General features: G+C 36.6%; 14 protein-coding genes. All 14 read right to left on the bottom strand.

All coding sequences use genetic code 11. The features are described from left to right. Nucleotides 1-181: 181 nt before the first annotated feature. Nucleotides 182-1,183: a tRNA dihydrouridine synthase DusB gene (dusB, locus tag NST77_RS21075; protein WP_095333923.1), complete on the bottom strand. Its 1,002-nt coding sequence runs from the start codon at nucleotides 1,181-1,183 to the stop codon at nucleotides 182-184. A 26-nt stretch (nucleotides 1,184-1,209) separates the two neighbouring features. Further along, on the bottom strand, nucleotides 1,210-1,425 hold the full coding sequence (locus NST77_RS21070) for a helix-turn-helix domain-containing protein (protein WP_095333925.1): 216 nt from the start codon (nucleotides 1,423-1,425) through the stop codon (nucleotides 1,210-1,212). Then, entirely contained in the window at nucleotides 1,374-1,901 is a 528-nt protein-coding gene (folK, locus tag NST77_RS21065; RefSeq protein ID WP_095333927.1) for a 2-amino-4-hydroxy-6-hydroxymethyldihydropteridine diphosphokinase, read from the bottom strand. Before folK ends, NST77_RS21070 begins: the two co-directional genes overlap by 52 nt. Next, nucleotides 1,898-2,263, bottom strand: coding sequence for a dihydroneopterin aldolase (gene folB / locus NST77_RS21060; RefSeq protein WP_341123512.1), 366 nt, complete (start codon nucleotides 2,261-2,263; stop codon nucleotides 1,898-1,900). Before folB ends, folK begins: the two co-directional genes overlap by 4 nt. Continuing rightward, nucleotides 2,256-3,089 (bottom strand): dihydropteroate synthase, encoded by an 834-nt coding sequence (folP, locus tag NST77_RS21055; RefSeq protein WP_095333931.1) that lies wholly within the window; start codon nucleotides 3,087-3,089, stop codon nucleotides 2,256-2,258. Before folP ends, folB begins: the two co-directional genes overlap by 8 nt. After that, complete coding sequence (gene pabC, locus NST77_RS21050; protein WP_095333933.1) at nucleotides 3,083-3,958, bottom strand: aminodeoxychorismate lyase; 876 nt, start codon at nucleotides 3,956-3,958, stop codon at nucleotides 3,083-3,085. Before pabC ends, folP begins: the two co-directional genes overlap by 7 nt. A gap of 3 nt (nucleotides 3,959-3,961) precedes the next feature. Next, complete coding sequence (gene pabA, locus NST77_RS21045; protein WP_095333935.1) at nucleotides 3,962-4,543, bottom strand: aminodeoxychorismate/anthranilate synthase component II; 582 nt, start codon at nucleotides 4,541-4,543, stop codon at nucleotides 3,962-3,964. Then, on the bottom strand, nucleotides 4,540-5,952 hold the full coding sequence (locus NST77_RS21040; protein ID WP_095333937.1) for an anthranilate synthase component I family protein: 1,413 nt from the start codon (nucleotides 5,950-5,952) through the stop codon (nucleotides 4,540-4,542). The genes pabA and NST77_RS21040 overlap by 4 nt, the downstream gene beginning before the upstream one ends. A 167-nt stretch (nucleotides 5,953-6,119) precedes the next feature. Further along, on the bottom strand, nucleotides 6,120-7,052 hold the full coding sequence (gene cysK / locus NST77_RS21035) for a cysteine synthase A (protein WP_341123511.1): 933 nt from the start codon (nucleotides 7,050-7,052) through the stop codon (nucleotides 6,120-6,122). Between the two features lie 298 nt (nucleotides 7,053-7,350). Next, entirely contained in the window at nucleotides 7,351-8,229 is an 879-nt protein-coding gene (gene hslO / locus NST77_RS21030) for an Hsp33 family molecular chaperone HslO (protein ID WP_095333941.1), read from the bottom strand. A 61-nt stretch (nucleotides 8,230-8,290) separates the two neighbouring features. Further along, nucleotides 8,291-9,067: a type III pantothenate kinase gene (locus tag NST77_RS21025; protein ID WP_163187701.1), complete on the bottom strand. Its 777-nt coding sequence runs from the start codon at nucleotides 9,065-9,067 to the stop codon at nucleotides 8,291-8,293. A gap of 221 nt (nucleotides 9,068-9,288) precedes the next feature. After that, a complete protein-coding gene (gene ftsH / locus NST77_RS21020; protein WP_047944393.1) occupies nucleotides 9,289-11,196 on the bottom strand; it encodes an ATP-dependent zinc metalloprotease FtsH in 1,908 nt (635 codons plus the stop codon). Between the two features lie 107 nt (nucleotides 11,197-11,303). Continuing rightward, a complete protein-coding gene (hpt, locus tag NST77_RS21015; RefSeq protein ID WP_047944392.1) occupies nucleotides 11,304-11,852 on the bottom strand; it encodes a hypoxanthine phosphoribosyltransferase in 549 nt (182 codons plus the stop codon). Nucleotides 11,853-11,874: 22 nt separating this feature from the next. After that, nucleotides 11,875-13,260 carry a tRNA lysidine(34) synthetase TilS gene (gene tilS, locus NST77_RS21010; RefSeq protein ID WP_123258669.1) on the bottom strand — a complete coding sequence of 462 codons (1,386 nt, stop codon included), beginning with the start codon at nucleotides 13,258-13,260 and terminating at the stop codon, nucleotides 11,875-11,877. Nucleotides 13,261-13,300: the final 40 nt, after the last annotated feature.

Below are 13,300 nucleotides of genomic sequence, written 5' to 3'. Positions count from 1 at the left end.
TCTCCAACATCTTTTTATGTATGATCACCTAAAAAAGGAATCGTTCAATTTATACATACTTTATTATTCTACACAATGTCACGATTACAGACACTAAAAAAGAAAAAAAACTGTCAGATTTTTTGTCCAACAGCTTTATTTTTACACATATTACAGGAAATTTAAACAGTTACGTTTAAAATTAACCTACTTCGATCCCAGATTGTTCTCTTGCTTCTACTTCCAAGACCAACGCATTCAAGATCGTTACTAATTGTTCCCTAGTCTCACATTCATTAATAGCACTTCTTGTTTTTGCATTTCCTTTAATGCCTTTCAAATACCAAGCAGCATGTTTTCGCATTTCTCTAACGGCTACATACTCCCCTTTTAAATGGATTAACCGATCTAAGTGCAATATGCATACATCCATCTTTTCTCGAACCGATGGGTCACTAACTAACTCACCCGTTTCTAAATACTTAACCGTACTATAAATCATCCACGGATTTCCAAGCGCCGCTCTGCCAATCATAACACCATCACACCCAGTTTCATCTAACATTCTTTTCGCATCTTGGGGTGTATTTACATCTCCATTCCCCATTAAAGGAATATTGATCGCTTGTTTTACTTCACGAATAATATCCCAGTTTGCAGTTCCCTCATATAGCTGAACACGAGTTCGGCCATGCAGGGCAACTGCCGCTCCACCTGCGCGTTCAACCGCTTGAGCATTTCTTACTGCATATATATGGTCTTCATCCCAGCCCATACGCATTTTAACCGTTACAGGTTTACGAACATTGTCTACAACAGCAGAGACCATATCATAAATTTTATCCGGGTCTAACAACCACTTAGCTCCTGCATCACATTTTGTAATTTTAGGTACCGGACATCCCATGTTAATATCGATAATATCTGCATTGGTATTCTGATCAACAAATTGCGCCGCTTCTACTAACGTTTCCTTTTCTCCGCCGAAAATCTGTAAACTCATTGGATTTTCACGCTCATCAATATAGAGCATGTTCATTGTTTTCTTGTTTTTCAAAACAATCCCTTTATCACTAATCATTTCCGCACAAACTAGACCCGCTCCAAATTCCTTCACTGTTAGACGAAAAGCAGAATTTGAAATACCAGCCATTGGCGCAAGTACAACACGGTTACTAATTTCAACATTTCCTATTTTAAACAATCTTTTACCTCCCTAACGAACCGTGCTCATTTATTTTGATGTGGATCTAACTCTTCTCTCGTTATCTTTAGCACACCTACAATAGAATCGATCATTTCTTCTGAAGGCATCCGATTCCCTCGCTCAATCTCCCCTAAAATAGAAACAGAAACAAGTAACTCTTTTGCTAAACCTTCCTGTGTATATCCTTTTAGCTTTCGAAAAGCGCGAATACGTCTTCCCCATTTTTCTGTTGTTTCCATACCCTTACTCCTTCTCTATCTCGCAAAAGTTGCAAACTTTCTTTTAAAAGTATTGGTTTATTTGGTAACTTTATGTCTGGAGCAATTTCTATTAACGGCACTAAAACAAATGCTCTTTCTTCTATTCTTGGATGTGGAATAATTAGCTTCTCTGATACTATATTTTCTTGATTATACAATAAAATGTCAAGGTCTATTGTTCTTGGTCCCCATCTGATTATCCTTTTTCTTCCAAGTTCACTTTCAATCTTTTGGCATTGTTCTAATAAAGACAATGGATTTAAGGAAGTTTCAACCTGTATGACAATATTCAAAAATAGTGCTTGCTCCTCATATCCTACTGGATCCGTCTCATAAACAGATGAAATATTTACCACCTTTATCTCTTCCTGATTATGTAGCATTTGTACAGCTTCACGTATATATTCTAACCGATCTCCTATATTGGATCCTAAAGATAAATAAACTTTATTCATTCTTTTCTCTTCCTTGTGATTTCTACCGCAACTGATTTATAATGGCCCGGAATCGGGGGATCTGGCTTAATGATCCGAATAGTTAAACCTTCAATAAGAGAGTAAGATTCCAATAGTTTCTTTGCAATATTCTCTGCTACTGCTTCAATCAATTTATATGGCTCCCCCTCCACAATCTCCTTTACATCTAAGAATAGCTGGCCATAATTAACCGAATACTGTAAGTCATCTGTTGCTCCCGCTTTCGCTAAATCTACATCTACTTGTAAATCCACTATAAAACGCTGACCTAACTTAGTCTCTTCTTTAAACACACCATGGTAACCATAGAATTCCATTTGGTTTAATATTATTTTATCCACTGTATTCGCCCTTTCCCATTAAAGCATCCATCATACGTGCCATTCTTGTCATTTCTTTCACATCATGAACACGAATTAACTGACATCCTTTTTGAATGCCATAGCATATTGTTGCACCTGTTCCTTCTAATCGTTCGCTAACAGGTAAATTTAATACATTGCCAATCAATGATTTCCTCGAGGTTCCCAACAAGACAGGATAGCCCATTTCAACAAGCTTATCTAATCCTCGCATCATGTCCAAATTCCCCTTTAAATCTTTCGCAAATCCAATACCTGGATCAAGAATGATTTTCTCGGTAGAAACTCCTGCTCTTTTTACCATATCAATACTTTCCCGCAAATCAGACACTACATCTTCCAAAAAAGAAGTATAACTTAGATTATCTCTATTATGCATCAAAATAATAGGAGCTTGAAACTCGGCTGCAACCTCAGCCATATTAGGGTCTCTTTTTGCTCCCCATATATCATTGATAATATGAGCACCCGCCTGTAAAGATTGTCTCGCCACTTCTCCTTTATATGTATCAATCGATAAAGGAACATTCACTTCGTTAGCTAATCGTTCAATAATCGGAATAACTCGTTCTAATTCTTCCTCAACTGATATTTCTGTATAACCTGGTCTGGTGGATTCCCCGCCTATATCAATAATATCTGCTCCATCCTCCACCATCTGGACCGCACGCTTAACAGCTCTATCCATTTTGTTATATTTTCCTCCATCAGAAAAAGAATCAGGATTCACATTTAAAATTCCCATGATGATTGTTTTTTGTTCATAGTTTAACGTATATGGGCCACAAACAATTTTATTTACCATTCCTTTATTCCCTCCAACTCTTTTACGGACCATAATTGACTAGTATGTTTTCTATATTCTTTATATAGCATTGTAACAACAGGACCCTCTTTTCCCTTATATTCATACTTATCGATTCTTTTAATCGGGATAATTTCCTGAATGGAATTGGTTGCAAATACCTCTTTGGCACGTGCAAGAATATTTAGTGAAAAAATGCCTTCTTTCACAGCCACCCCATGATCCTGTGCAAGTTTTACAATAAATTGCCTTGTGATGCCATTTAATATTCCTGTCTGCAAGCTAGGAGTATAGAGCTCTCCATCTACAACCCAGAAAATATTAGAGGTAATACCTTCTGCTAAATATCCTTCCTTCGTCAAAAAGATTCCTTCCATAGTCTGCTCTGGCCCAATCTCTCGCTTGGCAAGAATATTATTTAAATAATGATGGGATTTTAAGCGAAAGAATCCCTCTGGTGTATTCCTTGGAACTGTAACTATTTGCCCTGTTTTTTCAACCATATCAACTACCTTTGGAAGAGGTTTTATATACACAATCGTATTTGGTTGTGTATACGTCTCTGTTTGCAGTCCGATCATGCCAATTCCTGCTGAAACATTCCAGCGAATATAGGCATTTTCTATGTTATTTTTACTGAGTAATGTTTTTATAACGGATACTGCATCTTCTCGCTCAAAAGATTTTTCTATATTCAACTCCGATAACCCATCATTTAATCGTTTAAGATGATCATCTAATAAGAAAGGATGTCCATCATAAATACGCAATGTTTCAAATAAGCCTAAGCCATACATAAATCCATGGTCAAAAACAGAGATAACCGCTTCTTCCTGACGAATTATTTGACCATTTAAATATATATACATCTTCTACTTAGTTCCTTTTTGATAAAATTGGATAAAATTATGTAAGATTTCCATTCCCGCCTTAGTCATGATAGATTCTGGATGAAACTGAACTCCTTCGACAGGAAGCTCTTTATGTCTAAGCCCCATAACCTCTCCTTCTTTCGTCCAAGCAGAGATCTCTAAACACTTTGGCAATGATTCCTTTTTAACAATCAGTGAATGATAGCGCGTAGCTGGGAAGGGATTAGGTAAACCCTGAAAAATGGTTTGATTATCATGATAAATAAGGGATGTCTTTCCATGCATTAAATTGGCAGCTTTCACAACCTCTCCTCCAAAAACCTGCCCAATTGCTTGATGACCAAGACACACACCAAAAATCGGTATTTCACCAGCAAAGGTACGAATCGCTTCCAAACTAATACCTGCATCATTAGGCGTACATGGTCCAGGAGAAACCATTAAGTACATCGGCTTTTCCCCTCTGATCTCCTCGATAGAAGTCTCATCATTTCTTTTCACTTGCAGTTCCTGCCCTAATGAACCTAAGTATTGAACTAGATTATAGGTGAAGGAATCATAATTATCAATCATATAAATCAATTGCCATCACCTAATTTCTCTTCTGCTAATTCTTTCGCATTCCACAACGCTCTGGCCTTTTTCATCGATTCTTTATATTCATTTGCAGGAATAGAATCAATTACAATTCCCGCACCTGCTTGTACATATGCTTGGTTTTCCTTCACCAACATAGTTCTGATCATAATATTCAATTCTATATCATGGTTAAAACCAATCCATCCTAATGAACCGGTATATGGGCCTCGTCGCACTGGTTCTAGTTCCTCAATAATTTCCATTGTTCTTATCTTTGGCGCACCCGTAATGGTTCCACCAGGAAACATACTATTAATAAGATCATACTCATCTTTATTGTCCGCAAGCTGCCCTTTTACATTGCTCACAATATGCATAACATGAGAATACTTTTCTATTACCATAAATTCGTCTACTTGAACACTTCCGTATGTACATACTCTTCCTAAATCATTTCTTTCAAGGTCTACTAGCATTACATGCTCTGCTCTTTCCTTTTCACTCTCGATTAATTCACGAGCAAGCTCGACATCCTCTGCTTCATCTCTCCCACGGGACCTTGTTCCTGCTATAGGTCTTGTGCTTACTTCCTTTCCTTTCTTTTTAACTAGGAGTTCTGGTGATCCACTAACTAGCTGAAATTCAGGTGTATGAAAATACCCCATATAAGGAGAAGGATTTAAAACTCTTAGCTGCCGGTACACTTCAAGCGCAGACACATGCAGTGGTTTAGCCTGCCGAACAGACAAGTTAACCTGAAACACATCTCCTTCAGAAATATAGTTCTGAATCTTGCGGACAGATTGTTGAAATTCATTGTCCGCCATCGATACTTTTAATCCTACCGATTTCTCTGTATGGCTTTGAACTGTCTCTTCCTTCTCCTCATCCATCCAGCCTTGCGCATAGGTTTCTACTTTATCTTGAATCATCACTAACTGATTTTCTTCGTATAAGGCTGATATCCATAATTTATTTTCTTTATGATCATAAGTAAACCATTCCTCGAATAACAAAAAGAACACATCCGGTATTTCCATATCATCTGTCGTCAGATTGGGGATTTTTTCAATATAACGGATATAATCATAACTAATAAATCCTATCGCTCCTCCTTGGAAATCTGGCAGATCTGGATTAGTCTCTACAACATACTTATTCATCACTTCTTTTATAGAATGGAGGGGATTACCTTCGATTCGTACAGTTCCTTTTCCGTCTATCACTTCTAAACCATTACTTCGGCCTATCATTTTCACTATAGGTGAAACTCCGCCAATACTATATCTGCCACCACGTCCACTTTCTAACAGAACATAATGGGACTTATCTTCAGCAATGGTTAAAAAGCGCCTAAAAAACTGGTCATATGAAAGAGGAATAGTCTTACTATATACTTTGTAATTTTTCAAACAGACTTCGCTCCTTATATTTTATCTGTTCTCATCATACAAGATGTACAGAGAGAAATACAAAAAAATCACCTATTCGGCAGATAGCTGCATAACAAGAGTTTTTTAATCTAAAACAAAAAGCCCCCTTTTCAAAGGAGGCCTATTTCCAAGGCTGATTTTTATGCTTATTCTTCATCAAATTGATAAAGAGGTGTGCTTAGGTAACGTTCTCCATTACTTGGGATAATTGCAAGTACTTTTTTACCTTTTCCTAGCTCTTTTGCAACTTGTAATGCTGCGTAAATAGCCGCACCAGAAGAAATTCCACCTAATACGCCTTCTTCTTTCCCTGCACGACGAGCATATTCAAAAGCGTCTTCATTTGTAACCTTAATAATACCGTCATAAACTTCACTATTTAAAATTTCCGGAACAAATCCAGCACCGATACCTTGGATTTTATGTGGTCCTGGTTTTCCACCTGACAGTACAGGAGAATCAGCAGGCTCTACTGCATATATTTTGATATTGCTGTATTTTTCTTTAAGCACTTCCCCAGCACCAGTAATAGTTCCACCTGTACCGATACCAGCAATAAATGCATCTAAACCTCCCTCGCCAAAAGCCTCCACAATTTCTGGCCCTGTCGTTAATCTATGTACTTCAGGATTTGAAATATTTTTAAATTGCTGTGGAATAAAGTAACCATTCTCTTTTGCCAATTCTTCTGCTTTGCGAATAGCTCCACCCATCCCCTCTGGTCCAGGGGTTAATACTAATTCAGCACCGTAAGCTTTCAAAAGTCGACGACGTTCCATACTCATCGTTTCAGGCATAACCAAAATCGCACCATAACCTTTTGCAGCAGCAACCATTGCAAGGCCAATACCAGTATTTCCACTTGTTGGTTCAATAATCGTACTGCCTGGTTTTAAGTCTCCGCTTTTTTCAGCAGCTTCAATCATCGCAAGCGCAATACGATCTTTTACACTGCTTCCTGGATTCATGTATTCTAACTTTAAATAAACATCTGCACTTGAATCATCCACTAAACGATTTAATTTTACAATGGGTGTGCCACCGATAAGATCTACTACAGAATTTGCGATTCTTGACATGTTCTATCTCCCCTTATCTTTATTCCGAGTATTTTAATTGGTTTTATAATATTAATTTACCAAATAACCCTTTTGTTTGTCAATTGATATGTTTGTATTTTCCGAAAAATTAATCTTTAGTTGCTTTCTATCGCAGTTTATACTTAAACAGGGACAAAGAGGATAAACACAAGGACATATCAGCCAAACCACTTAATCTCCACTTTATTCTAAAAAAAGAAACTCCTTATTCAGCTATTCTACATAAAAAAAACCTGCAAGGGATATAGTAAGTCCCAATTCTGCAGGTGTCTTATAACTATTTTGCTTCTTTTAATAATGTTTCTAGCTCATCCTTTGTAAACAGATATTTCTCATTACAAAAATGGCATTCCGCCTCTGCCTGACCGTCTGTGTTGATAATATCTTCAATTTCTGCTTGACCTAAACTAATAATTGCATTTGAAAATCTTTCTTTCGAACATGTGCAAGTAAAGGAAATTGGCATATTCTCAATTACCTTCACATTATCTTTTCCACAAATTTCTTCCAAAAGCTCTTCTGGCGTTAAACCTTTTTCAATTAATTTCGAAATAGGCGGAATTTCACTTAATCTTTGTTCAATCTTTGTAATTGTTTCATCCTTCGCTCCGGGCATTAATTGAATAATGAAGCCTCCAGCTGCTAAAATGCTGTTATCTGGGTTTACTAAAACACCCACGCCAACAGAGGAAGGCACCTGTTCTGAATTAAACAGGTAATAAGTAAAATCTTCTCCAAGCTCTCCAGAAACAATTGGCACCTGCCCAGTGAAGTAATCACGCATTCCAATATCTTTTACAACCGATAGCGTGCCCTCCGTTCCAACAGCTCTTCTAACATCTAATTTTCCATGTTCATTTAAATCGAAATGTACTTGTGGGTTAGTAACGTAACCGCGGACTTCCCCTTTCGCATTCCCATCTACTAGAATAAGACCAATCGGACCGCCGCCATCGATTTTCACTGTTAGCTTTTGATCACCCTTTAGCATTGCTCCTAACATTGCTGTAGCTGTTAATGATCTCCCTAAAGCAGCGGATGCTGTTGGCCAAGTATGATGTCTTCTTTGTCCTTCTCCTACTGTTTCTGTACTTCTTACTGCATATGCACGAACTTCACCATCAAACGCTAATGCTTTTACTAAATAATCGCTCATTGTTTACTCCTTATCTTCTATCAGTTAATGAACGGAATGAAAGTTTCCGTTTAAACATATTTTATTTTAGTGTATCCTTATTCTTCTTATAAATAAGCTGTAATCCCTTTAAAGTAAGAAACGGATCTATTTCATCAATAATATTTGACTCTTTTGCAATAAGATTCGCTAATCCACCTGTAGCAATAACCTTTGGCTGTACATTGCTTTCTGCCTTCATCCTTTTCACAATGCCTTCTACCTGGCCGACATACCCAAAAAGAATTCCTGACTGCATAGCTGATACAGTATTTTTACCAATTACTCCTTCTGGCCTTGCAATTTCAATACGCGGTAATTTAGCTGCTTTTGAATACAATGCCTCTGTCGCAATGTTAATACCAGGCGCTATCGCTCCACCCATGTATTGCTTTTGCTCATTTATATAACAAAATGTTGTAGCAGTTCCGAAATCAACAATAATCAATGGACTTCCATATTCGTGAATAGCCGCAACTGCATTAACAATTCGATCAGCTCCGACTTCCTTAGGATTATCATATTTTATGTTTAGTCCCGTTTTTGTTCCTGGACCAACAACTAACGGTTTTAAGTGAAAATACTTTTGACACATTCTTTCTAAAGAAAACATAATTGGAGGAACAACAGAAGAAATAATTATTCCATCAATATCTGAAAACGTTAAATCAACATGATCAAATAGGGATTTAATGATCATACCATATTCATCTTCCGTTTTATAACGATTTGTTTCAATTCTCCAATGATGTCTTAATTCTTCTTTATCATAAACACCTAATACTATATTTGTATTTCCAATATCAAAGACAAAAATCATTATAGTCACCACTTTTTATTAATTTCATTTTCCCGTCATATCTTGTATCGCTTTATATACTTAGGAAAGCTATATCTAGAGTCTATCCAATACTGGAAATATCATAACATACAACAAGAAAGAGACAAAGCCTAAAGCAATGGCTGTTTCCAAAAGATGTGGTTGTAAAGGTTCTCTAACAAAAAAAAAGACACGCTTGAAAGCGCATCTTTTTTCAACGATTACTCGTTATCATCTTTTTTGTTAATATTTACTTTTAGATCTTCTGTGCCTAAAGTAGTATCAGCCTTCTTTGTACGGTCAGGCAAGACACCATCTTTGTATAAACTATTGATTTGTTCTGCATCCAACGTTTCAATTTCAAGAAGTGTTTCAGCGATTAAGTTCAACTTCTCACGGTTTTCTGTAAGAATTTGTTTTGCTCTTTCATAACATTCCTTTATAATTCGTTGAATTTCTAAATCAATGTCATATGCAATTGCATCTGAATAATTTTGTTCATTATTTAAGTCACGACCAAGGAATACTTGACTTTGCGCTTGACCAAATTGTAATGGTCCAAGTTTATCACTCATTCCGTATTCTGTTACCATTTTACGGGCAATACCTGTAGCTCTTTGGAAATCATTATGGGCTCCAGTACTTACTTCCCCAAATACGATATCCTCTGCAACACGACCGCCAAGTAATCCAGTAATCTTATCAAGAAGCTCTTGTTTCGTCATTAAGAAACGATCTTCCTTAGGAAGCATAACTGCATATCCACCAGCTTGACCTCTAGGTACGATTGTTACTTTATGAACCATATCCGCCTCATCTAATACAACACCAATAATCGTATGTCCAGCTTCATGGTAAGAAACAATGTTTCTTTCTTTTTTGGAAATAACACGACTTTTCTTGGAAGGTCCAGCAATAACACGATCTGTCGCTTCATCCATGTCTTCCATGTCGATTTTCTTTTTATCCGCTCTCGCTGCAACAAGTGCAGCCTCGTTTAGAAGGTTTTCTAAATCCGCACCAGAGAATCCCGGAGTACGTTGAGCGATGCTTTTTAAATTAACAGACTCATCTAAAGGCTTATTACGAGCATGTACACGTAATACCGCCTCACGACCATTAACATCTGGTCTATCTACCGTAATTTGTCGGTCAAAACGACCTGGACGTAATAATGCAGGGTCAAGAATATCAGGACGGTTTGTAGCAGCAATGATAATAATCCCTTCATTTGCACCGAATCCATCCATTTCAACTAATAGTTGGTTTAACGTTTGTTCACGTTCATCGTGTCCTCCACCTAAACCAGCGCCACGTTGACGACCAACAGCATCGATTTCATCAATAAAGATAATACAAGGAGCATTTTTCTTCGCATTTTCAAATAAATCACGAACCCTAGAAGCCCCTACCCCAACAAACATTTCCACGAAGTCAGAACCACTGATAGAGAAGAAAGGTACACCAGCTTCTCCTGCAACAGCTCTAGCAAGTAATGTTTTACCTGTTCCTGGAGGTCCATTAAGAAGGACACCTTTTGGTATTCTAGCACCTAGCTCAGCAAACTTTCGGGGATCTTTTAAGAATTCCACTACTTCTACTAGCTCTTGCTTTTCTTCATCTGCGCCCGCTACATCATTAAAGCGAACCTTTTTCTTTTCTTCGTTGTATAGTTTTGCTTTACTCTTACCAAAGTTCATTACACGGCCGCCGCCGCCACCTTGGGCTTGATTTAACAAGAAGAAAAATAAGATAAAAATAATCACAAACGGAATAATTGAAGTAAAGAATGTGATCCATCCACTTGTTTCTTGTGCAGGCTTGACATCGATTTTGGAACCTTCTGTAGCAGCCTTTAAGATCACTTGAGCATTTGTTTCATTATTAGTTACATAGGAAACAAATGTTTCATTTTCTTTATAGCCCTTTAATTTCCCGCGTATTTCAAGGACACCTCTTTCAGGCTGCTGCGTTATTTCGGCAACATCACCAGCATCAAGGTGATTTATTAATTCAGTATATGTTAATTGCTTGGTAGGCTGATTATTTCCATTGAAAAAACTAACCACACCGATAATTACTAAAAATATTAATAAATAAAAAATGGTATTACGAAAAATACGGTTCATCCCTTACCTCCTCCCACGGTAAACAAACTATAGAGTATAGTAACATAGAAAATTAAGTAAATTCAAGGAATTACCCTCTTCGGGCTAGAATTCCTCTTTTCATGTACTTATTCACTGTCACTAGTATAAACTTCCGGTTTTAAAACACCAATATATGGTAGATTTCGATACCTTTCCGCGTAGTCTAATCCATAACCAACAACAAAAGCGTCTGGTACGATAAATCCTACATAATCTGCTTTAAGATCTGTCTTTCTACCAGTTGGTTTATCAAGAAGTGTCACAATTTTGATTGATTTTGCTTTACGATAACGGAACAACTCTACAAGATAGCTTAAAGTTAATCCACTATCAATAATGTCCTCGATAATTAGTATGTCTCTTCCTTCCACAGAAGTATCCAAATCTTTTAAGATTTTTACTTCTCCAGAAGATACAGTAGAATTACCGTAGCTTGACACATCCATAAAATCCATTTCAAGGTATGTATCCACGCGTTTTAAAAGATCTGCCATAAAGGGCATAGCACCTTTTAATACTCCAATTGCCAAAGGAAATTTATCTTGATATTCCTCTGTAAGCTGAAATGCCAAATCTTTGATTTTACCTTGTATTTCCTCTTCAGATATCAATATTTTTTCAATATCGTGTTTCATTTCTTGTGTGCCCCCTAGAAGATCATTGCTTTTTATATGTTATTAATAGATTACTACCACTATTCGTATTACTATGAGAATATATCGATTTTTTTAGTCCTGGTATCCAAAGAATTTCACCTTTGCTATCCGTAACGATTGGCCAATGATCTCTCTTATGGATTGGAATCTTTTCATCGATAAAAATACGGTTCACTTTTTTCCTTCCATCCATTCCTTTTAAATGAATTCTATCACCATCTCTTCTAGTACGGATAATAAGAGGAAAAGAAATAGAAGTTGCATCCAAAAGAATACAATGGTCATTAGTAATCGTTTCACCGTTTATATATTCTACCTTAATATTGTACCCATTTGGTAATAATAACTCTCCCATTTTTGATAATTCATAATAAAAGGATTGTGCTGGAGATAAATTAAGTTGAAAATGAAGAAAATGATACGACTTTTTCACTTTCAAACCATTCGGGAGATCAATATTTCCAGAAGAATGAGGACTCTTAAGTAATATCATCATTTGCTCAGTATGTAATGCGGATAATGAAATAGGTATCTCGTCATAGAGATAATTTAATATTAGTTGAATACATCTTCTTTGTAAAGGAATAGCTATTAAAAGAAAACGATTAATATCAACTACTACTTCCGCAGCCTTTTTTTCAACCAATACCTCAGAAAGCTTTTCTTCAGCCTGCTTCATTAAATAGGTTTCATCATCTGTTAATTCTTCACTAAACCGTTGAAAATGCTTTGCCGCATGAATGTTTTCTTTTTTTAAAAAGGGCACAACTTGTTTTCTGTATCTATTGCGGCTATAGGTATCTTTTTCATTGCTTGGATCTCTTCTTGGATTAAGATTATGTACTTTACAATATTCCTCAATGTCTTCCCTTTCTAAACATAAAAAGGGACGAATAATTTTTCCTGTACCAAATGGACGCATAAAAGGAATTCCAGCCCTTGATTTACCTAAACTTCCTCTCGTTAATCGCATCAAGATGGTTTCTATTTGATCATCTCCATGATGACCTAATGCTAAGTAATCTAAGTTGTGCTTCTCCATTACTTTTTCATAGAAGGAATACCTGCATTCTCTTGCTGCCTTTTGTGAATTCATTCCTGTTTTTTGGATAAATGCTGGTAAATCTATTCGCTCCCAAGAAAAAGGAATATTTCTTTCTTCACAGAACGATTTTACAAACTCAGCCTCCTCGAGCGACTCCCCCCCTCTAAACATATGATCCACATGTCCAGCAAAAACCTTGATTTTCCATTCTTCTTGTTTTGTCCATAAAAAATGAAGGAGTGCTAAAGAATCTGGTCCTCCAGAAACTCCAACCAAGATTTTCTTACCTTCTAGGTTCATATTTTTTCCTTGCAGGTAATTTAAAATTTGATCCTCAAACATTTTTGATTACTTCCTTATCACTATCACTATTCTACCAGCC

It is taken from the genome of Niallia sp. FSL W8-0177 (assembly GCF_038006285.1).
GTDB lineage: Bacteria > Bacillota > Bacilli > Bacillales > Cytobacillaceae > Niallia > Niallia circulans_A.
Note: the sequence above shows the minus strand (reverse complement) of the source record. Positions and strands in the feature narration are given on the sequence as shown.

Excerpts from the sequence above, each read along its gene's own strand:
- ftsH (WP_047944393.1), bottom strand. The coding sequence starts at position 11,196 with ATGAACCGTATTTTTCGTAATACCATTTTTTATTTATTAATATTTTTA.
- hpt (WP_047944392.1), bottom strand. The coding sequence starts at position 11,852 with ATGAAACACGATATTGAAAAAATATTGATATCTGAAGAGGAAATACAA.
- NST77_RS21070 (WP_095333925.1), bottom strand. The coding sequence starts at position 1,425 with ATGGAAACAACAGAAAAATGGGGAAGACGTATTCGCGCTTTTCGAAAG.
- pabC (WP_095333933.1), bottom strand. The coding sequence starts at position 3,958 with ATGTATATATATTTAAATGGTCAAATAATTCGTCAGGAAGAAGCGGTT.
- hslO (WP_095333941.1), bottom strand. The coding sequence starts at position 8,229 with ATGAGCGATTATTTAGTAAAAGCATTAGCGTTTGATGGTGAAGTTCGT.
- tilS (WP_123258669.1), bottom strand. The coding sequence starts at position 13,260 with ATGTTTGAGGATCAAATTTTAAATTACCTGCAAGGAAAAAATATGAAC.
- NST77_RS21025 (WP_163187701.1), bottom strand. The coding sequence starts at position 9,067 with ATGATTTTTGTCTTTGATATTGGAAATACAAATATAGTATTAGGTGTT.
- cysK (WP_341123511.1), bottom strand. The coding sequence starts at position 7,052 with ATGTCAAGAATCGCAAATTCTGTAGTAGATCTTATCGGTGGCACACCC.
- folK (WP_095333927.1), bottom strand. The coding sequence starts at position 1,901 with ATGAATAAAGTTTATTTATCTTTAGGATCCAATATAGGAGATCGGTTA.
- folP (WP_095333931.1), bottom strand. The coding sequence starts at position 3,089 with ATGGTAAATAAAATTGTTTGTGGCCCATATACGTTAAACTATGAACAA.